The organism is Thioalkalivibrio sp. ALR17-21 (assembly GCF_000420185.1).
GTDB lineage: Bacteria > Pseudomonadota > Gammaproteobacteria > Ectothiorhodospirales > Ectothiorhodospiraceae > Thioalkalivibrio > Thioalkalivibrio halophilus.
The window spans coordinates 44256-66506 of record NZ_ATUL01000014.1; the positions used below are offsets into that span (position 1 = coordinate 44256).

Consider the following 22251-nt stretch of genomic DNA (forward strand, 5'->3'; position numbering starts at 1 on the left):
CTCAGCCTCGCGGCTGATGGTGTACCCACAGGTGGGTGGCGCCGATCACCGCCGCCGGGACCAGCAGCAGGTTGACCACCGGCACCATCGCCAGGACCGTCGTGCCGGCGCCGAACGCGAGGGTCTCTGGACGGCGCCGGCCCAGGCCCTTGCGGATCTCGGCAAAGGTGAACCCGTCGTTGGCCTGCGCCGGCTCCTGGAACTCCACCGCGAGGACCCAGCTGCCGAACACGAACCAGGCGAGCGAGGCCAGCAGGTTGAGGCCGGGTATCACGGTAATCAGCAGCACCGGGATGAACAGCAGCGCGTAGTAGCCGAACTTGCGCAGGGCGGTGGCCGTGGCGTGGCCCATCTCCCCCGCCAGCGAGCGCGCGGGCTGGCGTGGTTCGTGGCCGAGGCCCCGGGCGGCGCGGTAGGCCAGCGGTCCCGAGAACGGACTGGCGATGATCGCGGCCAGGGCCACCGCGGAGACCCCGAAGCCTACCAGCAGGGTCAGCACGAACAGTGGCCAGAGCAGCCAGGCGAGCCAGTCCCAGCCGGCCGGCAGCCAGGTGTCCAGCAGGATCTCGAAGCCGAATCCGGCGGCGACACCGACCCCGATGATGACCCCGATGTTGATCAGCAGCGGACCGATGACGAGGCCGCGCAGGCCCGGGTCGAACACGCGCGCCAGCCCGCGAAACGGCGCGAGGAACGCGAACAGGGCGTTCATCCCGCCTGCCACTGGGCCAGCCATCGGGGAATCTCTGCGGCGGGCATCGGGCGTGCGATGCCGTAGCCCTGGACGACCTCGCAGCCGAGTTCCCGCAGGCGCTCGCCCTGCTCGGGGGTTTCCATGCCTTCGGCGATGATCTGGCGCTGGAACACCTGGGCGAGCTGTATGATGCCTTCCAGCAGGGCGAGGTCGTCGGGGTCCTCGAGCATGTCGCCGACAAAGCTGCGGTCGATCTTGACCACCTGTACCGGGATGCGCTTGAGGTAGGAAAGCGACGAGTAGCCGGTGCCGAAGTCGTCCAGCGAGAACTGCACGCCCAGCTTGGCGCAGCGTTCGATCACGCGCGAGACGTGGGCGAGGCTGGCGAGGGCGCTGGATTCGAGGATCTCCAGTTCCAGGCGGTTGGCGGGCAGGTCGGGGAAGCGTCCGAGCAGCCCGGCGATCTGCTCGGCGAAGTCCGGTTCCTGCAGGTGAAGTGCCGGGACGTTCACGCTGACCGGCAGGTGGATGCCGCCTGCCTGCCAGGCACTGACCTGCGTGAGGGCCTGTTCCATGACCCAGCGGCTGACATCCACTTCCAGCGGCTGTTCCAGCAGGTCGTCGAGGAAGGCGCCCGGGGGCAGCAGTCCGCGTTCGGGATGTTGCCAGCGGATCAGGGCCTCCGCACCGATGACCTCGCGCGTGCGCAGGTTCACCTTGGGCTGGTAGAACAGCACGAACTCCTCGCGTTCCAGCGCGAGTTTCAGCCGCTCGAGGGTCTCGTGGCGATCGCGCAGGCGGCGATCCCCGGCGGCGTCGAAGAAGTATGGCCGGTTCTTGCCCTGCAGTTTGGCCTGGTAAAGGGCCTGGTCGGCCTGACGCAGCAACTGTTCGCCGTCCACGTCCTCGTCGGCCTGCGGATAGGTGGTCACGCCGATGCTGGCATTGCAGCCGAGGTTCTGCCCGTCGATCGGCATCGGGCGCTGCAGCGTGTGCAGCAGTTCGTCGATCAGGGCGCGGCACTGCTCGTCGCTGTCCAGGTTGACCAGTACCAGCACGAATTCGTCACCGGCCAGCCGGGCCACGGTGTCGCCCTCGCGGCGACCGGCGTCCAGCCGCCGGGCGAGTTCCAGCAGCATCCGGTCACCGGTCGCGTGTCCCCATTGCTCGTTGATGTCCTTGAAGTCGTCCAGATCCAGGTAGGCCACGCACACCCGGCGGCTTTCGCGCGTGGCGAGCTGCATGGCCTGGCGCAGACGGTCGAGCAGCAGGACCCGGTTCGGGAGTTCGGTCAGCGGGTCGTAGTGCGCGAGGAATTGGAGCCTCTCCTGGTATTCCCGGCGTTCGGTGATGTCGGAGAACAGGCCCACGTAGTGCAGCAGCTCTCCGTGTTCGTCGCGTACCGCGCTGATGGTGCCCAGCTGCAGGTAGAGCTCGCCGTTCTTGCGCCGGTTCCACAGTTCGCCGTGCCAGTAGTCGTTTTCCCGCAGGTCCTGCCACATCCGGCGATAGAACGCTGCGTCCTGGCGTCCGGAACCGAGGATCGACGGGTTGTGACCCTCGACCTCTTCCGGTGTGTACCCGGTCAGCCGGGTGAAGGCCTCGTTGACCATCAGGATCCGGGACTGCGGGTCGGTGATGATGATCGCCTCGTTGGCGCTGGTGAACACGCTGGCGGCGAGTTTCTGGCGTTCCCGTGCCCGTTTGTGTTCGCTGATGTCGCGGAACAGGGTGACCGCGCCGGTCCGGACCCCTTCCTGGTACAGCGGCCGGCTGGAGACCTCCACCGGGATCAGGCGGCCATCCTGATGGCGGAAAGTTTCCTCGCCCTCGAAAACCTGCCCCGTGGTTACGCGTTGGCGGATGGGGCAGTCGCGCTCGTCGGGGTACAGGTTGCCGGCGTGACGATGGAACTGGGTGTGGGCGTCCTTGCCCAGCAGGTCCTCCGGCCGACAGCCCAGGATCTCGCTGGCCGCGGGGTTGATGAAGGTGATGCGGCCCGCCTCGTCCTGGGCGTACAGGCCCTCGGCCATGGTGTTGGTGATGGCCTGCTGGTAGGCGCGCTGGTTGCGCAGACGTTCACGGGAAGTCACCAGCCGCAGCAGCAGGACCAGGGCCAGGCCGATCAGCAGCGTGGCGCCCAGCGCGGCGGCGGCGAATTCGCGCCGGAACACGCCGGTCAGCGGGTCCGGGGTGTAGGCGACCACATAGGCCACGCGGTCCCCGGCCGGATCGGTGATCGGCAGCAGGTTGGCCGCCCAGGTCGCGCCCTCCAGCTCGACGGAGAGCACCCCCCGCGCCCCCGCATCGATCGCCTCGGCGGTGCCCGGGTCATCGGCCAGCTGCTGGCTGATCACACGGATCTCTTCCGACGGCGGCCGGGGAGAGTCGGGAAACACCAGACTGGTGTCCTCGATGACGTAATCCGGGTGCAGGCAGGAGGTCTCGTACAGCGAGAGGAAACCCGGCGGCACCTTGTCCTCCACTGCGTCGCGCCGCAGGATCAGCTGGAACTCCCGGGTTTCGTCCAGCTCGTTCATCATCTCGCGGACGTAGCGAAACGGGATGCTGAACTCCACGCTGCCGACGAATTCGTCCCCGTCGTGCAGCGGATAGACATAGCGAAAACCGGACAGCGAGCGCCCGGTCTCGAACCCGGCCGCCGGTTCCCGGGTGCGGTGAACTTCGCGGATCAGTGGTCGCGTCGCGTACAGATCATCACCGTGGTATTCCGGCGAGAAAAAGCGCAGAAAGCTGATTCCCTCGGCGGTGTGGAAATGCAGTTGCCGCAGTTCGCCTTCGCGCAGGCGGTCATAGGTTGGCCACAGGGTGCGATATAGCCGCCCGCGCAGGCGGGCGCGCTCCGCCTCGTCCTCGGCCTGCTGGCCCGCGCGCAGCAGTTCCACGACCTCGGTGCGATTGACCGCTTCGCGGAAGTACGCCTGCGCGGCGAGGTCAAAGCTGTTGACCGCGGCCCGGTAGGCGGTGTCGAGCGTCGCGGTCTGGCGCTGTTCGTGCATGCCTGCCTTGTCCTGCCAGTTCAGATACAAAAACAGCAGGACGAGCACCCAGGCCACCGCAGCCAGCAGCCAGATGATGCGACGATCCAGGGTCATGGTGCGGGGGGCGTCAGGTCGGGGAGCCCGAGCTCGGGAATCGCGACCTCGCCGTGCAGCCGCCGTACCGCCGCGTAATCCTCATCGTCGACCGCCTGCGCGCCGTAGCGCAGGCTTTCGCCCCATTCGGCCATGCGTTCGGCGTCCCGGGCCGATTCTGCGGGCCGCAGACGAACCAGCGCCTCGCGCAGTTCCTGCAGCCGTGCGTCGCTGACGGTATCGCGATTGGCGACCAGCGCGAATCCGGGCAGCGGTTCGCTCTCGGCCACCGTCACCAGGCCCAGGTGCGCATATTTGCGCGCGATGTGCGTTTTTAGTCCCCCGGCGAGGGCCTCGCCGCGCACGACGGCCAGGGCCACGTCGTCGTGATGCCCGAGATAGCGGTAATCGGTGGCCGCCAGTCGGGTGCCGCCGTCGCGCAGCAGGTGCGCGGTGGCCAGATAGCCGCAGGTGGACAGGGGCTGGGTCAGTGCCACCGGCTGGTCGGCCAGCTCGTCCAGCGGACGGAGCTCGTCGGCGAACATCACCATCGAACAGGTGTACTGCGCCTCACCTCCGGGTTCGCGGAAGGCCACCACCGGTGTGGCCTCGGGGTAGCGGGCGCGCAGCGAGACATAGGGCAGGGGGCCCAGATACGCCAGATCCACCGTGCCGTTGTGGAAACGTTCGAGGATCTCGTCGTAGTCCGTGGCGTAGCGGATCTCGAAATCGACCTCCAGTTCCTGGCTCAGGTACTCGAGCATCGGCTGAGTCTCGCGCATCACCGTTTCCGGATCCTGCATCGGCAGCGGGGCAAACTGCAGGGCCCCGGCGAAGGCCAGACCGGGCAGCAGCCCACACAACAGAAGCGGCATTCGGAAAAGTCGCACGTTCAGCATGGATCCAGCGTAACACTCTCCAGCGATGCTACCGCGAGGCAGGCGGCCCGGGCGCCGTGGCGTTCGAGCACGGTCCATTCGTCCAGCCGCAGACCGGCGGCGCGCAGCTGGGCGCGGAACTCGTCCTCGTAGGTGACGCGGCCGAAGTCGATGCTGGTGATCCGGCGCAGGGCGGGCTTGAGACGCTCCAGCACCGGTGACGGGCGCTGCTGGATGGTCTGGGTGAAGTAGATCCGACCGCCGGGGCGCAGCAGGCCGGCACAGTGGCGCAGGGCCGCCCCGGGATCCGGCAGCAGCATGAAACTGGCGGAGAAATACACCGCGTCGTAGGGGCCGCCGGCGTGCTCGTAGACCGATTGCCGGTGCACCGTGACCCGGGCGGACACAGGCGATGCCGCCAGCCGCTGCTGCGCGCGTTCGACGTAGTCGGGGTCGATGTCGATCCCCGTGATCGCGAGCTCCTTGCGTGTGACGGCATCGGCGTTCGCCAGCAGTGCGCCGGCGGTACCGATCCCGACGTCCAGCAGGGCCACCCGGGGCGGCAGGCGCTCCAGGACTTCGGCGTACCAGCGCGCGGTCATGCGCAGGATCAGGCTGTCGTAGATGCGGCTTCGGAGCATGTGCTGGGCGGTTCGCGGGGGGCGGCCGGGACGAACACGCAGGATACCGGATCGTGCCCGCGTGCGTGGATCCGTGCATGCCCGGGCGAGGGCACGCGCGGCATTGAGGTGGCGCAGGTTCGCCGCATGGGGTCCGGATTATCGGTCTGCAGGGTTGGTTGATGCCCGAGTGAAGGGCTCGGTCTTGGAAGACGCCGTTGTCAATGTGGTTTAAGTTTCGGGACTTTGTGGCGTTAAATAGTTCACAGATTTTTCAAAGGGGATCCCGATGCAATGGCTCGCTAACCTCAAGCTTCGCAGCAAGCTGGGGCTCGCCTTCGGCGTGGTCCTGCTCCTGATGGTGGCCATGGCGGTGACCAGCCTGACCGGGGACCGGTACACCACGGCGCAGTACGAGGCGGCGATGGAACGCATGGAGGACGTGCAGTTCCAGATCCAGATGGAGACCCAGCACGTCAAATGGGCGCTGGACCTGTCGCAGTCGCTGCTGACCGGCAATGAATTCACCGGCGAGCTGGACCATACCCAGTGCAATTTCGGGCGGTGGTATTACGATTTCCAGGAATCCGAAGCCTACGAAATGGCCAGCCCGGAATTTCGCCGGGCGTTCGACCGCCTGGAACAGCCGCATTACAACCTGCACGCCAGCGCACATGCCATTACGGGGGCCGTGCGGGACGGCAATGACGGCGAAGCGGAGGCGACCTACAGTCGGCAGACACTCGCGCATCTGGAAACCATGGAGCAGGGTCTGCAGCGCATGCAGGAATTGCTGACGGCCGAAAGCGAGGCCATGAGCGAAGCCGCGCGCGGCGCACAGTTCCGGGCGGCGGGGATCATGCTCGGTACCTCCGGCGTGGCGATCCTCGCCGGGGTGCTGATGGCGATACTGCTGGCCGGCTATCTGGTGCGCGCGATCGACGCCCTGCGTGCCCGGGCGGTGGAAATGGCGGACGGCGACCTGCGCGGAGAGCCGCTGCCGGTGCGTGGCTGCGACGAGATCGGCGTGGCGACCGACGCCTTCAACACCATGGAACAGGACATGCAGAGCCTGGTGCGCCAGGTGGTGGATTCCGGGGAGCAGGTCGCCTCGGCGACGGATCAGCTGGCGGCGGTGGCCGAGCAGACCCGCAATGGCGTGGCGCGCCAGAAGGATGAGACCGATCAGGTGGCCACCGCGATGAACGAGATGTCCGCGACCGTGGCCGAGGTGGCGAGCAATACCCAGTCCGCGGCGGACGCGGCCGGCGCCGGCGATCAGGCGGCCACCGAGGCCAACGCGACCACGCGCCAGACCGCCGAGGCGGTCGACCGGCTGTCTTCCGAGATCCACTCTTCGTCGGATGCGGTGCGCGAGGTGGCCGAGAAGAGCGAAGAGATCGGCCAGATCCTGAACATGATCCAGGAGATCACCGAGCAGACCAACCTGCTGGCCCTGAACGCGGCGATCGAGGCGGCGCGGGCCGGCGAGGCCGGCCGTGGCTTTGCGGTGGTGGCCGACGAGGTGCGGGTGCTGGCCGGGCGTACCCACGAGTCCACCGAGCGGATTGGTTCCATCATTACCGGCCTGCAGAAGGGCGTGAAGAACGCGGTGGGCGCGATGGAGACCAACGAGAACAGTGCCCGCAGCGTGGTCGAGGAAGTCCACGGTGTGCGCGATCGCCTGGAGCAGCTGAGCCAGTCCATCCGCACGATTGACGAGATGACCACCCAGATCGCCAGCGCGGCCGAGGAGCAGAGCACCGTCTCCGAGGAGATCAACCGCAACGTGCAGAACATCAGCACCGTCGCGGACGAGAGCCTCAGCGCCTCCAGCCAGGTGGCCACGGCCAGCGAGCAGCTTTCGCGACTGGCGTCCGAATTGCGCCAGCGCGTGGAGCGTTTTCGGGTGTAGGATAAGACGGGTCGAACGGTGGAAGGCCGGAGGCCCGCATGTCCACAGCAAGGAACGCCGTAGATCGGCTATGGCGAATGCCTGCGCCCACGCTGGCGGTCGCGGGCTTTTTTGTGCTCGCCGGATGTGGTGTCGATACTTCGCGGGACGACCCGACGATGCTGCGGGTGGGGCTGTACGAGAACGAGCCCAAGATCTACACACGGGAAGACGGACGCCCGGCCGGGCTGTTCCCGGTCCTGCTGGAGGCCCTGGCCGAGCGGGAAGGGTGGCGCCTGGAGTACCGGGACTGCCAGTGGGCCGAATGCCTGGCGCAACTGGAGGGGGGCGAACTGGACCTGATGCCGGATGTGGCCCTGACCGGGGAGCGCGAGCATCGGTTTCGTTTCCACGAAATCCCGGTCGCGCAGTCATGGAGCCAGGTCTATGCCCCGCGCGAGGCGTCGGTGCGCTCGCTGGCGGACCTGACGGACCAGCGGATCGCGGTGCTGGAGGGTTCGGTGCACGAGGGCTGGCTGACCCGGGAGATGGAGCCGTCGGGGGATGGTGAGCCGCGCCTGGCAAGCCGCCAGTCTCTGGACCGGGTGCTGGAGGCGGTGGACGCGGGGGCTGCGGACGTCGCGGTGACCAACAATTTCCACGGCGGGCGTCACGCGGAGCGCTCCGGGCTGTTCGAAACGCCGGTCTCCTTCGACCACACGGGGCTGTATTTCGCCGCCTCGCCCGCGCTGGACCCGGCCATCCTGGAGGCCGTGGATCGTCATCTGGCTTCGTGGAAGGGCACGCCCGATTCACCGTATCACCGTGCCATGGCCGAGACGCTGACCCCGGAAGTCCGGGGGGTACTGCCCCGCTGGGCGGCGCCGGTCCTTGCGAGCGCGGGCGGGCTGGTGCTTCTGTTCGGCGTGCTGGCACTGGTCCTGCGCTGGCAGGTGCGGTGGCGCGCGCGGGAACTGAAACGGGCCAACCGCCGCTTTCGGCATCTGCTCGACAGCTCGCCGGTGGTGATCTACTCGCTGTCCTCCGCCGGGGACCCGCTGCACTGGGTCAGTGGCAACCTCCATCCGCTGTTCGGCTACTCCCCCGAGGAAGCGCTGCGACCCGGCTGGTGGCGTGAACGTCTGCATCCGGAGGACCGAACCCTGGCCCGGCGGGCGCGTGAACAGGCGCGGGAGCAGGGACATGCGGTGATCGAATACCGATTGTATGACGCCCGGGGCCGGGTGCGCCGCGTGCGGGACGAGATGCAGTGGAGTCCCGCGCCCACCCGTAGTGGAGTGGGCGAGATCATCGGCAGCTGGACCGACCTGACCCAGAGCTTTGAACAGCGTGAGCAGCTGCGCCTTCTGAGCCATTACGACAGCCGGACCGGGCTGCCCAATCGGACCCTGCTGCACGACCGGATCGGACACAGCATCGAGATGGCGATGGGGCAGGACGAGTCGCGACGGCTGATCGTCCTGCTGGATGTCGACCGCTTCAAGGGGCTGAACGAGACGCTGGGCACGGCGCTGGCGGACCAGGTCCTCCTCGGCGTCGCCCAGCGTCTGTCACAGTATGCCGGCCCGCAGGACACGGTGGCGCGCTCCGGCGCGGACGAGTTTGCCCTGCTGCTGGAAGGGCCGCCAGCGGGGGAGGCCCGCGAGCAGTGGCTCGACGGACTCCTGGACGTGCTGCGCGAACCGTTCCGGCTGGCGGGACGGTCCCTGCGGGTTACCGTAAGCGCGGGCTATGCGGAATTCCCGGTGGACGGGGCCACCACCGAAGAACTGGTGACCGCGGCGGAACTGGCGCTGGACGAGGCGCGGCGCGGAGGAGGCAACCGCCGGGAAGCCTACGTCTCCGGTCTGGGGGAACGCACATCGCGGCGCACCCTGCTGGAAAGCGACCTTCGCGAGGCGCTGGTGCGCGAGGAGTTCGAGCTGTTTCTGCAGCCCCAATATGGCCTGGACCCGTTCGTCCTGACCGGGGTCGAGGCACTGGTACGCTGGAACCACCCGGAACGGGGCCGGGTGTCCCCGGGCGAATTCATCCCGCTGGCCGAGGAAACCGGGCTGGTCATGGCGATCGATCAGTGGGTGCTGGACCAGGCCTGCGCCCACCTGGCGGAGCGGGATGCGCAGGGGTTTCATGTCCCCCGCATGGCGGTGAACCTGTCGGTGATGGAGCTGGAAGACGGGCATCTGACCCGAATGGTGCAGTCGGTCCTGGACCGCTACGGCCTGCAACCGCATCGCCTGGAACTGGAAGTGACCGAGACCATGCTGATGCGTACTCCGGAGAACGCACTGGCCGAGCTGGGGCGGCTCAAGGAGCTGGGAGTCGAGCTGGCAATGGACGATTTCGGCACCGGCTATTCCAATCTGGCCCTGCTGCATCGCATGCCGCTGAACCGCCTCAAGCTGGACCAGTCGCTGGTGCAGGATATCGGGCGTTCCCGCTCCAACGAGGACATCATTCGTGCGATCCTCGCGCTTGCGCGGACCCTGGATCTTGAAGTGATTGGCGAGGGTATCGAGACCGAAGCGCAGCGTGATTTCCTGCTGCAGGTCGGGTGTCGCGAGGGGCAGGGGTATCTGTGGTCCCCTCCGGTGCCGGCCGAGCAGTGCCCCTGCCGTGACTGAGCCAGCCCGCGCTGGCTTGTAATGGGGCCGGGAAGGCCGTATGGTGGCGGATTACCGAACGCCTCGCCCGTCAGCGTCCGTTCACTTGATCGTTTCGATCCCCCCGATGTCGTCTTCCCCGATGGGTGCCCCTTGGCCGAGCGTTGAGCGGCGGGTTGCGCTGGAGCACTCATGTCTGACCAACCGACTTTTGCCGGCCTGAATCTGGCCGAACCCCTGCTGCGCGCGCTTTCCGCCGCCGGCTACACCCATCCCACGCCGATCCAGGCCGGGGCCATCCCCGAAGTGCTGGCCGGTCGCGACCTGCTGGCCGCGGCCCAGACCGGAACCGGCAAGACCGCCGGCTTCACCCTGCCGATCCTGCAGAAGCTCGCGGAAAATCCGCCGGCGCGCGCCGGCAACGGCCGTCCGCGCGCCCTGGTGCTGACCCCGACGCGGGAGCTGGCTTCCCAGGTTCACGATTCGGTGAAGACCTACGGCCAGCATCTGGAGCAGCGTTCCATGACCATCTTCGGCGGGGTGGGCATGAATCCGCAGATCCGCGCGCTGCGCAGCCGCATGGACGTGGTGGTAGCCACGCCCGGGCGCCTGCTGGATCACGCGAACCAGAAGACGATCGACCTGTCCGGGGTGGAGATCCTGGTGCTGGACGAGGCGGATCGCATGCTCGACATGGGCTTCATCCGCGACATCCGCAAGCTGATCGCGATGCTGCCGAAGAAGCGGCAGAACCTGATGTTTTCGGCCACCTTCTCCAATGACATCCGCAAGCTGGCCGATGGCCTGCTGACCGACCCGGCCTGCGTGGAAGTGGCGGCACGCAACACCGCCTCGGAGAGCGTGGAGCAGAAGGTCCACCTGGTGGAAAGCCATCAGAAGCGGGATCTGCTGAGCCATCTGATCCGCAGCAACGACTGGGAGCAGGTGCTGGTGTTCACGCGCACCAAGCACGGCGCCGATCGTCTGGCGGACAAGCTCACGAAGGACGGCGTCCAGTCGGCGGCGATCCATGGCAACAAGAGCCAGAACGCCCGCACCCGGGCGCTGGAACAGTTCAAGTCCGGCCGCGTGCCGGTGCTGGTGGCCACCGATATCGCCGCGCGCGGGCTGGACATCGACCAGCTGCCGCAGGTGGTCAACTTCGAGCTGCCCAACGTGCCCGAGGACTATGTGCATCGCATCGGCCGCACCGGCCGCGCGGGGTGTGAAGGCTCGGCGCTGTCGCTGGTTGGCGGCGACGAGCTGAAGCTGCTGGCCGGGATCGAAAAGCTGATCCAGCGTCCGATCGAGCGGATGGAGACCGACGGCTACGCGGCGCCGCAGCCGGTGGCGGATGACCGCCCCCGCCGTGGCCGTGGCAAGGGCAGTGGTGCTCCCCGTGGCAAGGGCAACGGAAATGGCGCCGGCAATCGTTCCGGACGCGGCGGAGGTGGCCCGCGGCAGGGGCAGGGCCGCGGCGCCGAAGGCCGGGGTCGCGGTCAGGCCGCCTCCGGGCGCCACTGACACGGCTTCCCCGGTGTCGCGGCGCGGCACCGGGGAATGCGGGGCGAGCGTCTTCCGTCCGCTCCCAAAGAAATGTGAAGTAGTACACGAAACGCACCTCCCGGGGTGCGTTTTTTCGTGGGGCTCAAGGCGGCTGGAGATTGGCCGTCAAAGGGATCAGGAACCGGAGGATGACGATGAAGATACAGGGCCTGCGCCTCAAACTGATCCTGCTGGTGATCGCGGTCAGCACCATCCCGCTGTCCATCATGGGCGGGGTGACCTTCCACAGCATGAAGGGTCAGCTGAACGCCAGCCTGGAACAGACGCTGATCAACGTCGGCGAGCAGGTGCAGGCGGCAGTCGACCGGCGCGTGGTGGAACACGGTCAGGCTCTGCGCAGCGTGGCCCGGGCCGAGCTCGCCGATCCGCGGGATGCGGAAACGGCCCTGGAAGGGTTGCGTGCCGAGTACGAAGGGTTCCGCTGGGCCGGCCTGCTGGAGGACGCCGCGGAAGTCGTGGCGGAGTCGGGGCGCATGGCCGAACGCGCCGGCGCGGGCCCGGGCGCCACCCGAGAAGGCAAGGTGCGCGCGGCGCAGGCCGGTGACCGCCTGCTGGATGTCGACGTCGGGGCGGACTCCGCCGACGGGCGCTTCATCACCTATCTGGAACCCCTGGATGACGGCCGGGTCCTGGCGGCACAGCTGCCGATGGACGCCGTCAAGGCGGTGTCTGACCGCGTGGCGATCGGAGAGACCGGTCGCGCCACACTGTTCAACAGCGACGGACGGCTGATCGGGCACCGGAACATGGACCGGTTCGGGTACGACATGAGCGAATACACCATCATGCAGGCCCCGCTGCGCCATCGCGAAGGGGACCCGGGCGGCGAATTCCTCAGCGGCGACGGTGACCGCAAATGGGGTCTGACCCGGATGCTCCCGGAAATGGCGCAGGAGTATGACGTCCATTGGGGCCTGATCGTGGATCAGACACTGTCGGAGCTGTACGCGCCGGTGAACATGCTCTGGTGGCTTCTGTGGGCACTGTGGATCGTGGCGTTCCTCGTCGCGCTTGTGATCGGCTGGATCTATGCCGGTGTTCTGACCCGGCCGCTGGAGCGTCTGGCTACTGGCCTGGAAGCGGTGGGCAGCGGCTCGGCGGATCTGGGGTATCGCGTGGATATCACCACGCGCGACGAGATCGGCCGCACCGGCAGTGCGTTCAACCAGGTGATGGAACGGCTGTCGGGACTGATAGGCCAGGTCGCGGACGCGGCCGACGGCATCGCCGCCTCGGCGCGTCAGCTGGAAGGACGCAGTGCGGAACTCAGCCGGGCGACCGGCGAGCAGCGCAGTGACGTGGAGCAGGTGGTGACGGCGATGAACGAGATGTCGGCCACCGTGCAGGAGGTTGCGAACAATACCCAGAGCACCGCGGAGCAGGCCGATCAGGCGACTCAGGCGGTGCATGGGGGGCGCGACGTGGTGACCGCCACGCAGGAGACCATCAATGCCCTGGCCGGGGAGATCAACCGCTCGCGCGACGTGATCGACGAGCTCAAGGGCGACAGCGACAACATCGGCACCATCCTGCAGGTGATCGAGGAGATCGCCGACAAGACCAACCTGCTGGCGCTGAACGCCGCGATCGAGGCGGCGCGGGCCGGGGAGGCCGGGCGCGGCTTTGCGGTGGTGGCGGACGAGGTCCGGCATCTGGCGCAGCGCACCAACGACTCCACCGGGGAGATCCGCGGGATCATCGAGCGGCTGCAGGGCGCGGCCGGGCGCGCGGTGGAGGCGATGGATGCCAGTCAGCAGCAGGCCGAGTCCAGCGTTGGCAAGGCGGACGAGGCCCGCAGTTCACTGGACGCCATCGACCACTCGGTCAGCACCATCGACGACATGACCCGGCAGGTGGCCAGCGCCACCGAGCAGCAGAGCCAGGTCGCCGAGGAGATCAACCGCAACGTGCACCATATCAACGATCTGGCGGCCCAGAGTGCCGACGGCGCAACCGACATGCAGCAGGCGGTGGAGGCCCTGGAGGGCCTCGCCCGGCAGCTGCAGCAGGAGGTCGCCGGCTACCGCAAGTCCGGCGACTGAGGCGAACCCGGGCGCTTACTCTGCGCCCAGGGCCCGGGCGTTCTCCGGGCCCCAGCCCAGCCGCACGCGGCCGGCGTGTTCGATCACCGGACGGCGGATCAGGGTCGGCTTCTCCAGCATCAGGGCCAGTGCACTGTCCTCGTCAAGGGCCTCGCGCTGTTCCTTCGGCAGCTGGCGCCAGGTTGCGCCGCGGCGGTTGATGAGGGCCTCCCAGCCCAGCTCCATGGCCCATTCCCGCAGGCGTTCGGCATCCAGCCCGTCCTTGCGGAAATCCACGAAGCGATATTCCACGCCGGCCGCTTCCAGCGCCCGGCGTGCCCGCCGCACGGTGTCGCAGTTGGCGATGCCGTGGAGGACGACCTCAGACATCGCGCAGCAGTTCGTTGATGCCGACCTTGGCCTTCGTCTGCTCGTCGACGCGCTTGACGATGACCGCGCAGTACAGCGAGTACTTCCCGTTCTCTGCCGGCAGGGTTCCGGGCACGACCACCGCGCCGGCGGGCACGCGGCCACGGATGATCTCGTCGTTCTCGCGGTCGTAGATGCGGGTCGACTGGCCGAGGTAGACGCCCATGGAGATCACTGCGCCTTCCTCGACGATCATGCCTTCGACTACCTCGGAGCGTGCGCCGATGAAGCAGTTGTCCTCGATGATGGTCGGGTTCGCCTGCAGTGGCTCCAGCACGCCGCCGATGCCGACGCCACCCGACAGGTGCACGTTCTTGCCGATCTGCGCGCAGGAGCCGACCGTGGCCCAGGTATCGACCATGGTGCCTTCGTCCACGTAGGCGCCGATGTTGACGTAGGAAGGCATCAGCACCACGTTGGGGCCGATATAGCTGCCGTGGCGGGCGGTGGCCGGCGGCACCACGCGTACGCCGCCTTCACGGAAGTCGCGGCTGGAGGTGTCGGCGTACTTGGAGGCGACCTTGTCGTAGTAGTTGGTGAAGCCGCCCTTGATGAACTCGTTCTCCGAGATACGGAAGGACAGCAGCACGGCCTTCTTCAGCCATTCGTTGACCACCCACTCGCCGCCGTTCTTCTCGGCGACGCGGGCGCGGCCGCTGTCGAGCATGTCCAGCGCCTCGTTCACGGCGTCGCGCACGCTGGTCTCGACGTTGCGCGGGCTGATCTCGGTGCGGCGCTCGAAGGCGGTTTCGATGGTGTTCTGCAGGTCCGACATGGTGACGTTTCCTTGTGGTCGATCGTAGGACGGAAAAATGGTGGTGCGAAAAAGGGGCCGTGACGGGCTCAGCGATACAGCGCGACGATGCGCTCGGCGGCCTCGACACAGGCCTCGGGTTCGGCAACCAGCGCCATGCGCACATGGCCGGCGCCGGGGTTGTAGCCGCTGTCGGCGTGGCTGTGGCCGAGATAGCGCCCGGGCAGCACGGTGACCCCGGCCTCGGCATACAGCCGGCGGGCGAAGGCCTCGTCGTCGCCGTCCGGCACCCGCGGCCACAGGTAGAACCCGGCTTCCGGCGTGCTGACCTCCATCACCTCCTGGAGCTTCGGCACAACCCGGGCGAATTTCTCGGCGTAGAGGTCGCGATTGGCCTCGACGTGGGCCTCGTCCGCCCAGGCCGCGCGGCTGACCGCCTGGGTCGGGGTCGGCAGGGTGCAGCCGTGATAGGTGCGGTACAGCGCGAAGCGTTCGAGGATCCCGGCATCGCCCGCCACGAAGCCCGAGCGCAGCCCCGGCAGGTTGGAGCGCTTGGACAGGCTGTGGAACGCGATGCAGCGCCGGAAGGTGTCGTTGCCCATGCGCGCGGCGGCGCCCAGCAGTCCCGGCGGCGGATGCCCGCGCGGATGGTAGATCTCGGAATAGCACTCGTCGGCGGCGATCACGAAGTCGTGGCGCTCGGCCAGCTCGATCAGGGTCTGCAGCTGGTCCTCGGGGATCACCGTGCCTGCGGGATTGCCGGGGTTGCAGACATACACCAGCTGCACCGATTTCCACAGCGATTCCGGTACCTGCGAGAAGTCGGGAAGGCAGCCGCGCTCGGAATCCAGGTCGTAGAACGCCGGTTCGGCCCCGGCCAGCAGGGCCGCGCCCTCGTAGATCTGGTAGAACGGGTTGGGCATCAGCACACGGGCCCCGGCGCGTGGATCGACCACCGCCTGGGCGATGGCGAACAGCGCCTCGCGGGTGCCCGCCACCGGCAGGATCTGACGCTCCGGGTCGACCCCGTCGGGCAGGGTGAAGCGCTGCTGCAGCCACAGGGCGATGGTCTCGCGCAGGGCCGGGGCGCCGCGCGTGGTCGGGTAGTGGTTGTAACCGCTGACCGCCGCTTGCAGCGTGGGCTCGACGAAGTCCGGCAGCGGGTGCCGCGGTTCGCCGATGGACAGCGCGATCGGATCCACGCCCCCGGGCAGCTCCAGATCGGCGAACAGCGCCCGCAGGCGTTCGAACGGATAGGGCTGGAGCCGGTCGAGGTCAGGATTCATCGCTTGCTCGCAGTGGGCCGGAAAACCGGTCAGTATACGGAATGAGGCCGGCAGGTCCCAGTATTCCCCGCACCGGCCGGGGCCGGGTCGGGCGGGATCAGTAGACGGGCATGTTCACGTCCACCTCGCGGGCCCAGGCGTCCACGCCGCCGCGCAGGTTGATGACGTGCGGGAAGCCGGCCCGTTGGAGAAATCCCGCCACCTGCTGGCTGCGCACGCCATGGTGGCAGATGACGACGATCTCGGCCTGCGGATCCAGTTCGTCCCGGTGCGACGGGATCTGGCCCATCGGCAGCAGGCGTGAGCCCTCGATATGGCAGTGCGCGAACTCCCAGGGTTCACGCACGTCCAGCAGCAGCGGCGGCGGGTCCGCCGTGGCGAGGTAGTCGTTCAGTTCCGGCGCGGTCATCTGGCGCATGCGGTCTCCGCTGTCGTGCCCGGCTTATCGGGGTGTCACGCGCAGGGTGTCCGCTCCCAGGGCCTGCATGCGACCGTCCACACGGATGGTCAGGGTGCTCTCGCCGGCTTCCAGGGCAGGGGCGCTGGCAACTCCTTCGGAGCGTGCCATCATCGGCTGCGGTCCGTGACTGCGCTGGCGGGTCAGTTCCATCTCCAGCGGCCGCAGATGCGAGGCGCCGATGCTGCGCGCCATCGCGCGGGCCTGATCCGTCAGGTCCTCCACCGCGTCGTCGATCATCTCGCGGCGTGCTTCTCGTTCGCGCTCGGCGGACACGCCGAAACGGATGCCGCTGACGGTGAGCTCGTGTTCCTGCTGCAGCTCGCCGACGCGCTCGGTGAGGCTGTCGAAGTCGCCGCCGCGCAGTTCCAGACTCTGGCGGACCTGCCAGGCGGTGATCCGGCTGCGGTCATTGCGGTCCTGGATCGCGCGGGTGCTGTAGTCGAGGGTCCGGGTGTCGATGTGTTCGAATGCCTCGAGGTGCGCCAGGGCACCCTCCATTCGCTGGTTGACCTCGGCGGCGGCATCAGGCGCTTCGGGCGCGCGGGCCTCGGCCACGAGGGTAGCGATCATGCGGTCGTTCTCGACCTGACGCTCGGCGGTGCCTGAGAGCTTGAACACCGTGGCCCCGTCGCCGCCCGCGGCGGCCGGCGTGGCGGTGGCGGCCCCGGCCAGGATCAGGCCGCAGAGCAGGGTGGTGATACGGGTCGGGACAGAGGTCGGGGCAGGCATGGCGGTTCCTTCTCGGACATTGATCAGTGTTTCCCTAGCGGTCGCGCACCAGGCGCAGTCCGGCGAACACGTGGCGCTTCTCCGGGGTGAAGAAATTGCGCAGGCTGGGCCGGCACAGGATCGGATCGCTCCATTCGCAGCCGCCGCGCAGGACCCGGTGTTCCCCGTCGAACCACGGCACCGAGAACCCTTCATAAGGATAGGCCCGGAATCCCGGATAGGGAAAGAACGCGTTGTCGCACCATTCCCAGACCTGGCCGGTGGCCTGCAACGCACCTTCCCGCGCGGCGCGTTCCCATTCATGTTCGTGCGGCAGGCGGGCGCCGGCCCAGCGGGCGTGGGCGCGCGCGGCGAACCAGCACAGGCCCATCGCCGGCGCATCCGGGTCCAGCGGGGCCTCGCCATCCGGACGGGTCTGCCACCAGTGCCCATCCCCTGCCCGCCACCATCCCAGCGGGCCGCGGGTACCCGATTGCCGGAGCCACTCCAGGCCGGCGCGATCCCAGAACTCGGGGCGCCGGTAGCCGCCCTGTTCGATGAACGCCGCATGATCGGCGTTGCTGACCGGGCGGGCGGCGATCTCGAAGGGTCCGGTGGTGGTTTCGTGGACGCCGCGTTCGTTGTCGAAGGCGTCGACGCCGGCGTAGCCGACGGTGTGGCGGGCGGCGTCGAACGGGATCCAGTCCCGGTCCGGCACCGGGGTGCCCGTGTCCGCGCCCGGCCGCGGCGGGGCGGGCGCCTGTCCGGGTTGCGCGCCGTGCAGCCGGGCGAACCAGCGAACCTGTTCCAGGGTTTCCAGATGCATTGCATGGTGCTGGGCAAGGAAGCCCGCGAGATAGTCGCCGACCATCAGCGGATGGTCCTGGATCGCGGGGTCCGCCAGCCATTCGCGGTGCAGGGTCTGGCGCTCGTTGCCCCAGGCCCGCAGCCGGTCCCGCGGGGGCAGGCGGCCGCCCCGGCGCCATTTGGGACTCAGTTCGGGGAAGTACAGGTCGTGCCAGTCGCGCTGCGCCTCGGGCGGTTGCTGCGGCAGGCGCTCGCCCAGCCAGACTGCCTCGATGAAATGGCAGTGGGCGTAGTGCCAGTCGACCGGGCTCAGATCGCGATGATACTGATTGCGGCCCGCGGCGGGTGGGGTGCCGTCGAGGGCGTCGTTCAGGCGCGCATGCTGGGTGGCCAGGCAGTCACGCAGATTGAGGGGCGGGTTCGCGGACATGTCGGCAAGAGCACGTTACAGGGCCAGAAGTTCCGGCGGGCTCTCGGGCTCCACGCACAGCAGATGATGCGGCGGCACCGCCCGCCAGGCCTCGCGGTCGGTCAGGGGTTCCGAGGCGATCACCACGCTGCCGTCGGGGAACGCCTCGTCGTCGGTGGTGTAGTAAAGGCTGGGCGAGTCGGCATTCACCGCGTGGCGACTGGCCACGATGCGCCGACCGTCGCCGATGATCACGTTGAGCAGGGCGTGTTCGTCCCCCAGCCATTCGGCCACCAGCGAGAAGGCCTCGCCCAGTGCGCCTTCCAGGGTGGTTTCCGGGTCGTCGGCCAGCAGCTGGCGGATCAGGGCGAACAGGTATTCGGAATCCGTGGTTCCCTGGATGCCCTCCTCGATCGCCGGTTCCAGGCGCTGCTGGATGCAGCGGCGGATGCGCGGGAGGAAGCCCCGGATCAGGCCGTTATGGCTGTACAGCAATCCGTCGCGCGCGAACGGCTGGGCATTGGCGGTGTCGCCGCCGAAGCCGGGCGTCGCGCTGCGGATGGCCGCAATCCACTGGGGCTGGTGCAGGTGCCCGGCGAGGGTCTGCAGGTTGGGGTCCTGCCAGATGGGATCGGCGCGGCGATAGTTCAGCGGTTCGCCGCGCTCGTCAAACCAGCCGAAGCCGAAGCCGTCGGCGTTCACCCGGGCGTAGACCAGTTCCTGCGGTCCGATGGCCTGCTCGGTCAGCGAATGCGGCGGATCCATCAGCAGGGCCCGCAGGGGCAGGGGAGGACCGAGATAGGCGAGGTGGCGGCACATGGGAGTCGGCGGTTCGGGGTGGTTCGGAGAAAGTCCCGGCGAAGCACTCCGGTGCTGGGAGCCGTCGCGGTTTTCATGCTAGCGTGCCGGAAAACCCAGGACGACGGAACCCCCGATGGCCGCATCTCCCGCCGAGCGCATTCCCGAGCGCTATTCCCGCCGCACCGTCGAGGTTCGCGACGCGCACGCCGAACTGCTCGCCGACTTCCGCGCCGGGATGCTGGAACCCCCGCGCAGCCTGCCACCCAAGTATTTCTACGATGCCCGCGGCTCGGCGCTGTTCGACGCCATCTGCGATACCCCGGAATACTATCCCACCCGTCTGGAGGCCTCGCTGCTGGAGCGCAACGCCGAGGCGATCATTACGGCTGCCGGGGCATCCACGCTGGTGGAGCTGGGCAGCGGCACCTCGCGCAAGACCGAATACCTGCTGGCGCCACTGGAACGCGCGGCCGGCGAGCAGGCACATTACGTCGCCAACGACGTGTGCCCGGAGATCCTCGACGAGGCCGGTGTGCGGCTGGTGGAACGATTTCCGCAGCTGAGCATCCGGGCGCTGGCGGGTGATTACATCGCCGCCCTGGAGGCCCTGACCGACGACCAGGCGGAGAGCGGTCACGGCGAGGCCCGTCTGTTCACCTTTCTCGGCAGCAGCCTCGGGAACTTCGAGGATGCCGAGGCGATCGCGCTGCTGCAGGCGATCCGCCGGACCATGGGACCGGATGACCACCTGCTGCTGGGTCTGGATCGGGTCAAGCCGGTGGACGTAATGGAGGCGGCCTATGACGATTCGGCGGGGGTCACCGCCGCCTTCAATCTGAACCTGCTGTCGGTGCTCAACCGCGAACTGGGGGCCGATTTCGACCAGCGCGGTTTCGTACATCGCGCCCCGTTCAATCACGGGGGCTCGCGCATCGAGATGCTTCTGGTGGCGCAGGCCCCGCAGCAGGTGCGGGTGGACGCGTTCGACACCACCCTGGAACTGACCGCGGGCGAAGTGATCCGCACCGAGATCTCGCGCAAGTTCGACGCGACGATGATCGACCGGCTGCTGGCGGGCAGCGGTCTGCTGCGGGATCGCGAGTGGCTGGCCGGCGATGGCTGGTATTCGCTGCTGATGCTGCGCCCGGACCCGGAGGCCTGATCCCGTGAAACGGCCCGATCTGGTATTGCTGCGCCACGCCCAGTCCGAGGATCCGTCGGCATTCGACGGCCCCGACCGCGATCGTCCCCTGACCCGTGAAGGCGAAGCGAGCGCGGCGGCAATGGCCCGTGCACTGGTGCCGCTGCTGGCGGAGCCGGCGCGGGTCTGGGTCAGCCCCTGGCACCGCGCGGCGCAGACGGCCGCGCCGCTGGCGCGGGCGCTGGCCTGCGAGGCGGAAACCGTGGACTGCCTGCGGCCGGGGCAGCTGGTGGGCCCCGAGCTGCAGGAGCGGCTGCAGAAGGAGAAGAACGGCGGCAGTATCGTGCTGGTCGGGCACGAGCCGGATCTGTCGCGCCTCGCCGGCCGCCTTCTGGGACTGTCCGGCGGCGCGGCGCCGGTGGCCATGGGCAAGGGCGATGCCTGCGGCCTGGGCGGCCATCTGCCCGGCCCGCTGCACCTGGTCTGGCACCTGCCGCGCGGGGTGCTGGAGCGCCTCGGCGGGGCCTGACCATGACGAACGAGGGACAGGCCGGCCAGCCCGGGCAGGTCGAGACCGTCGCGGCGGTGGACCTGGGTTCCAACAGCTTTCACATGATCGTGGCGCGGCGTCAGGGCAGCGAGGTCCTGATGCAGGACCGCCTGAAGGACATGGTGCGGCTGGCCAGCGGGCTGGATGCCCGTGGCGGGCTGGACCCGGCGGTGGCCGAACGCGCCATCGCCTGCCTCGAACGCTTCGGCCAGCGCCTGCGCGGGCTGCCGCCCGGCAGCGTGCGCGCGGTGGGTACCAATACTCTGCGCCAGCTGCGCAATGCCGATCGCTTTCTGCAGCGCGCCGAGGCGGCGCTGGGGCACCCGGTGGAGATCATCGGCGGGCGCGAGGAGGCCCGCCTGGTCTATCTGGGGGTTGCTCACACCCTGGCGGACGAGGGGGACCGGCGTCTGGTGATCGACATCGGCGGCGGCAGTACCGAGTTCATTATCGGTGCGCGTTTCGAGACCGAGCGGGCCGAGAGCCTGGAGATGGGCTGTGTCAGCTTCACCCGCCGGTTTTTCCCGCGCGGGCGCCTGACCCGGCGTGCGTTCGAGGCCGCGGAACTGCAGGCCGGGCGCGAGCTGCAGCCGCTGGTCGGCGCCTATCGCCGGCTCGGCTGGGAACAGGCGCTGGGTTCGTCGGGGACCATCCTGGCCCTCAGCCGGATGATCGAGGGGCTGGAGCTGGACCCCGAGCCGGGGCTGACGCTGGCCTCGCTGGAGGCCCTGCGCGAGCGCATGATCCGCAAGAAACGCAGCGCGGATCTGGACGACCTCCCGGGGCTCAACGAGGACCGCCGACCGGTGATCGCCGGGGGGCTGGCGGTCCTGATCGGGGCCTTCCGCGCGCTGGGAATCGAGCGTCTGCATCCCTCGGACGGTGCGTTGCGCGAGGGCGTGGTGCATGACCTGCTGGGTCGCATCCGCCACGCCGACGTGCGCGGACGCACCATCCATCACCTGCGTGAGCGCTTCGCGGTGGACGCGGAACAGGCGCGGCGCGTGCAGGCCACCGCCGACTGGCTGGCGGAGCAGGTGGCCGACGAGCTGGGCCTGGTGGCGGATGATCGCGATCGCCTGAGCTGGGCGGCGGAGCTGCACGAGATCGGCCTGGCGCTGTCGCACGCGAAGTACCACAAGCACGGGGAATACATCCTCGACTGGGCCGACCTGCCCGGGTTCTCGCGGCCGGAACAGCAGGAACTGGCGCGCCTGGTGCGGCTGCATCGGCGCAAGCTCAAGCCCTCGCTGCTGAAGGACCCGCGTCCCGGGGACGACGAAGGGTTTCGTCACCTCGTGGTGCTGCTGCGGCTGGCGGTGCTGCTGCACCGTCCGCGCACCGACGATCCGCTGCCGCTGGAAGCGGTGCGCCCGCGCACGGCGGGCCTGGAACTGACCTTCGCCGACGGCTGGCTGGACGCGCACCCGCTGACCCGCGTCGATCTGGAGGCCGAGGCGGCGGAACTCAAACGGGTCGGGGTTCGCCTGGAGTTCGCCTGACCGGGATCCGGG

18 protein-coding genes are annotated in these 22251 nt (G+C 68.5%); 7 read left to right on the forward strand and 11 right to left on the reverse strand.

From position 1 onward, the window contains the following. Nucleotide 1 precedes the first annotated feature (1 nt). The 4 genes from cysZ to G020_RS0108860 are packed head-to-tail and all read right to left on the reverse strand — an operon-like array spanning nucleotide 2 to nucleotide 5308. Nucleotides 2-712 (reverse strand): sulfate transporter CysZ, encoded by a 711-nt coding sequence (gene cysZ, locus G020_RS0108845; protein ID WP_019591866.1) that lies wholly within the window; start codon nucleotides 710-712, stop codon nucleotides 2-4. Beyond that, nucleotides 709-3810 carry an EAL domain-containing protein gene (locus G020_RS0108850; protein ID WP_024329349.1) on the reverse strand — a complete coding sequence of 1034 codons (3102 nt, stop codon included), beginning with the start codon at nucleotides 3808-3810 and terminating at the stop codon, nucleotides 709-711. The genes cysZ and G020_RS0108850 overlap by 4 nt, the downstream gene beginning before the upstream one ends. Beyond that, nucleotides 3807-4688: a PhnD/SsuA/transferrin family substrate-binding protein gene (locus G020_RS0108855; protein ID WP_024329350.1), complete on the reverse strand. Its 882-nt coding sequence runs from the start codon at nucleotides 4686-4688 to the stop codon at nucleotides 3807-3809. Before G020_RS0108855 ends, G020_RS0108850 begins: the two co-directional genes overlap by 4 nt. Then, on the reverse strand, nucleotides 4682-5308 hold the full coding sequence (locus tag G020_RS0108860; protein WP_024329351.1) for a bifunctional 2-polyprenyl-6-hydroxyphenol methylase/3-demethylubiquinol 3-O-methyltransferase UbiG: 627 nt from the start codon (nucleotides 5306-5308) through the stop codon (nucleotides 4682-4684). Before G020_RS0108860 ends, G020_RS0108855 begins: the two co-directional genes overlap by 7 nt. 268 nt (nucleotides 5309-5576) lie before the next feature. Between G020_RS0108860 and G020_RS0108865 the strand changes: the two genes are divergently transcribed. The 4 genes from G020_RS0108865 to G020_RS15620 all read left to right on the forward strand — a co-directional run bounded on the left by G020_RS0108865 (nucleotide 5577) and on the right by G020_RS15620 (nucleotide 13413). Continuing rightward, nucleotides 5577-7202 (forward strand): methyl-accepting chemotaxis protein, encoded by a 1626-nt coding sequence (locus tag G020_RS0108865; protein ID WP_024329352.1) that lies wholly within the window; start codon nucleotides 5577-5579, stop codon nucleotides 7200-7202. 77 nt (nucleotides 7203-7279) lie between these two features. Then, entirely contained in the window at nucleotides 7280-9826 is a 2547-nt protein-coding gene (locus tag G020_RS0108870) for an EAL domain-containing protein (protein ID WP_029681261.1), read from the forward strand. Between the two features lie 171 nt (nucleotides 9827-9997). Continuing rightward, nucleotides 9998-11329 (forward strand): DEAD/DEAH box helicase, encoded by a 1332-nt coding sequence (locus G020_RS0108875; protein ID WP_024329354.1) that lies wholly within the window; start codon nucleotides 9998-10000, stop codon nucleotides 11327-11329. Between the two features lie 170 nt (nucleotides 11330-11499). After that, entirely contained in the window at nucleotides 11500-13413 is a 1914-nt protein-coding gene (locus tag G020_RS15620) for a methyl-accepting chemotaxis protein (RefSeq protein ID WP_024329355.1), read from the forward strand. 15 nt (nucleotides 13414-13428) lie between these two features. On the opposite strand, the gene G020_RS0108885 is transcribed toward G020_RS15620, so the two are convergent. The 7 genes from G020_RS0108885 to egtC form a co-directional block, all read right to left on the reverse strand. Beyond that, nucleotides 13429-13782, reverse strand: a complete 354-nt coding sequence (locus G020_RS0108885) for an ArsC family reductase (protein ID WP_018945603.1) — start codon at nucleotides 13780-13782, stop codon at nucleotides 13429-13431. Next, the gene (dapD, locus tag G020_RS0108890) at nucleotides 13775-14596 is read right to left on the reverse strand and encodes a 2,3,4,5-tetrahydropyridine-2,6-dicarboxylate N-succinyltransferase (protein WP_018945604.1); all 822 of its coding nucleotides are present in this window, start codon (nucleotides 14594-14596) and stop codon (nucleotides 13775-13777) included. Before dapD ends, G020_RS0108885 begins: the two co-directional genes overlap by 8 nt. Before the next feature lie 68 nt (nucleotides 14597-14664). Then, nucleotides 14665-15861: a succinyldiaminopimelate transaminase gene (gene dapC / locus G020_RS0108895; protein ID WP_024329356.1), complete on the reverse strand. Its 1197-nt coding sequence runs from the start codon at nucleotides 15859-15861 to the stop codon at nucleotides 14665-14667. Between the two features lie 97 nt (nucleotides 15862-15958). Next, nucleotides 15959-16279, reverse strand: coding sequence for a rhodanese-like domain-containing protein (locus tag G020_RS0108900; protein WP_024329357.1), 321 nt, complete (start codon nucleotides 16277-16279; stop codon nucleotides 15959-15961). Between the two features lie 24 nt (nucleotides 16280-16303). Then, nucleotides 16304-17050: an SIMPL domain-containing protein gene (locus tag G020_RS0108905; RefSeq protein WP_018945607.1), complete on the reverse strand. Its 747-nt coding sequence runs from the start codon at nucleotides 17048-17050 to the stop codon at nucleotides 16304-16306. A gap of 34 nt (nucleotides 17051-17084) precedes the next feature. After that, entirely contained in the window at nucleotides 17085-18266 is a 1182-nt protein-coding gene (locus G020_RS0108910; protein ID WP_018945608.1) for an SUMF1/EgtB/PvdO family nonheme iron enzyme, read from the reverse strand. A 15-nt stretch (nucleotides 18267-18281) separates the two neighbouring features. After that, nucleotides 18282-19064, reverse strand: a complete 783-nt coding sequence (egtC, locus tag G020_RS0108915) for an ergothioneine biosynthesis protein EgtC (protein WP_018945609.1) — start codon at nucleotides 19062-19064, stop codon at nucleotides 18282-18284. Between the two features lie 115 nt (nucleotides 19065-19179). Here egtC and egtD point away from each other — a divergent pair, with 115 nt between their 5' ends. Genes egtD through G020_RS0108930 form a run of 3 tightly spaced genes read left to right on the forward strand, consistent with a single transcriptional unit; the run spans nucleotide 19180 to nucleotide 22239 of the window. After that, nucleotides 19180-20208, forward strand: a complete 1029-nt coding sequence (gene egtD, locus G020_RS0108920; protein WP_018945610.1) for an L-histidine N(alpha)-methyltransferase — start codon at nucleotides 19180-19182, stop codon at nucleotides 20206-20208. Between the two features lie 4 nt (nucleotides 20209-20212). Then, nucleotides 20213-20716 carry a histidine phosphatase family protein gene (locus tag G020_RS0108925; protein WP_018945611.1) on the forward strand — a complete coding sequence of 168 codons (504 nt, stop codon included), beginning with the start codon at nucleotides 20213-20215 and terminating at the stop codon, nucleotides 20714-20716. 2 nt (nucleotides 20717-20718) lie between these two features. Then, the gene (locus G020_RS0108930; protein WP_024329358.1) at nucleotides 20719-22239 is read left to right on the forward strand and encodes a Ppx/GppA phosphatase family protein; all 1521 of its coding nucleotides are present in this window, start codon (nucleotides 20719-20721) and stop codon (nucleotides 22237-22239) included. Nucleotides 22240-22251: the final 12 nt, after the last annotated feature.

Bases quoted from the DNA above. Each gene is read 5' to 3' on its own strand.
- G020_RS0108900 (WP_024329357.1), bottom strand. From the start codon at position 16,279: ATGCGCCAGATGACCGCGCCGGAACTGAACGACTACCTCGCCACGGCG.
- egtC (WP_018945609.1), bottom strand. From the start codon at position 19,064: ATGTGCCGCCACCTCGCCTATCTCGGTCCTCCCCTGCCCCTGCGGGCC.
- dapC (WP_024329356.1), bottom strand. From the start codon at position 15,861: ATGAATCCTGACCTCGACCGGCTCCAGCCCTATCCGTTCGAACGCCTG.
- G020_RS0108905 (WP_018945607.1), bottom strand. From the start codon at position 17,050: ATGCCTGCCCCGACCTCTGTCCCGACCCGTATCACCACCCTGCTCTGC.
- G020_RS0108865 (WP_024329352.1), top strand. From the start codon at position 5,577: ATGCAATGGCTCGCTAACCTCAAGCTTCGCAGCAAGCTGGGGCTCGCC.
- G020_RS0108930 (WP_024329358.1), top strand. From the start codon at position 20,719: ATGACGAACGAGGGACAGGCCGGCCAGCCCGGGCAGGTCGAGACCGTC.
- G020_RS15620 (WP_024329355.1), top strand. From the start codon at position 11,500: ATGACGATGAAGATACAGGGCCTGCGCCTCAAACTGATCCTGCTGGTG.
- egtD (WP_018945610.1), top strand. From the start codon at position 19,180: ATGGCCGCATCTCCCGCCGAGCGCATTCCCGAGCGCTATTCCCGCCGC.
- G020_RS0108885 (WP_018945603.1), bottom strand. From the start codon at position 13,782: ATGTCTGAGGTCGTCCTCCACGGCATCGCCAACTGCGACACCGTGCGG.
- G020_RS0108875 (WP_024329354.1), top strand. From the start codon at position 9,998: ATGTCTGACCAACCGACTTTTGCCGGCCTGAATCTGGCCGAACCCCTG.
- G020_RS0108860 (WP_024329351.1), bottom strand. From the start codon at position 5,308: ATGCTCCGAAGCCGCATCTACGACAGCCTGATCCTGCGCATGACCGCG.
- G020_RS0108855 (WP_024329350.1), bottom strand. From the start codon at position 4,688: ATGCTGAACGTGCGACTTTTCCGAATGCCGCTTCTGTTGTGTGGGCTG.
- cysZ (WP_019591866.1), bottom strand. From the start codon at position 712: ATGAACGCCCTGTTCGCGTTCCTCGCGCCGTTTCGCGGGCTGGCGCGC.
- G020_RS0108850 (WP_024329349.1), bottom strand. From the start codon at position 3,810: ATGACCCTGGATCGTCGCATCATCTGGCTGCTGGCTGCGGTGGCCTGG.
- G020_RS0108870 (WP_029681261.1), top strand. From the start codon at position 7,280: ATGCCTGCGCCCACGCTGGCGGTCGCGGGCTTTTTTGTGCTCGCCGGA.
- dapD (WP_018945604.1), bottom strand. From the start codon at position 14,596: ATGTCGGACCTGCAGAACACCATCGAAACCGCCTTCGAGCGCCGCACC.
- G020_RS0108910 (WP_018945608.1), bottom strand. From the start codon at position 18,266: ATGTCCGCGAACCCGCCCCTCAATCTGCGTGACTGCCTGGCCACCCAG.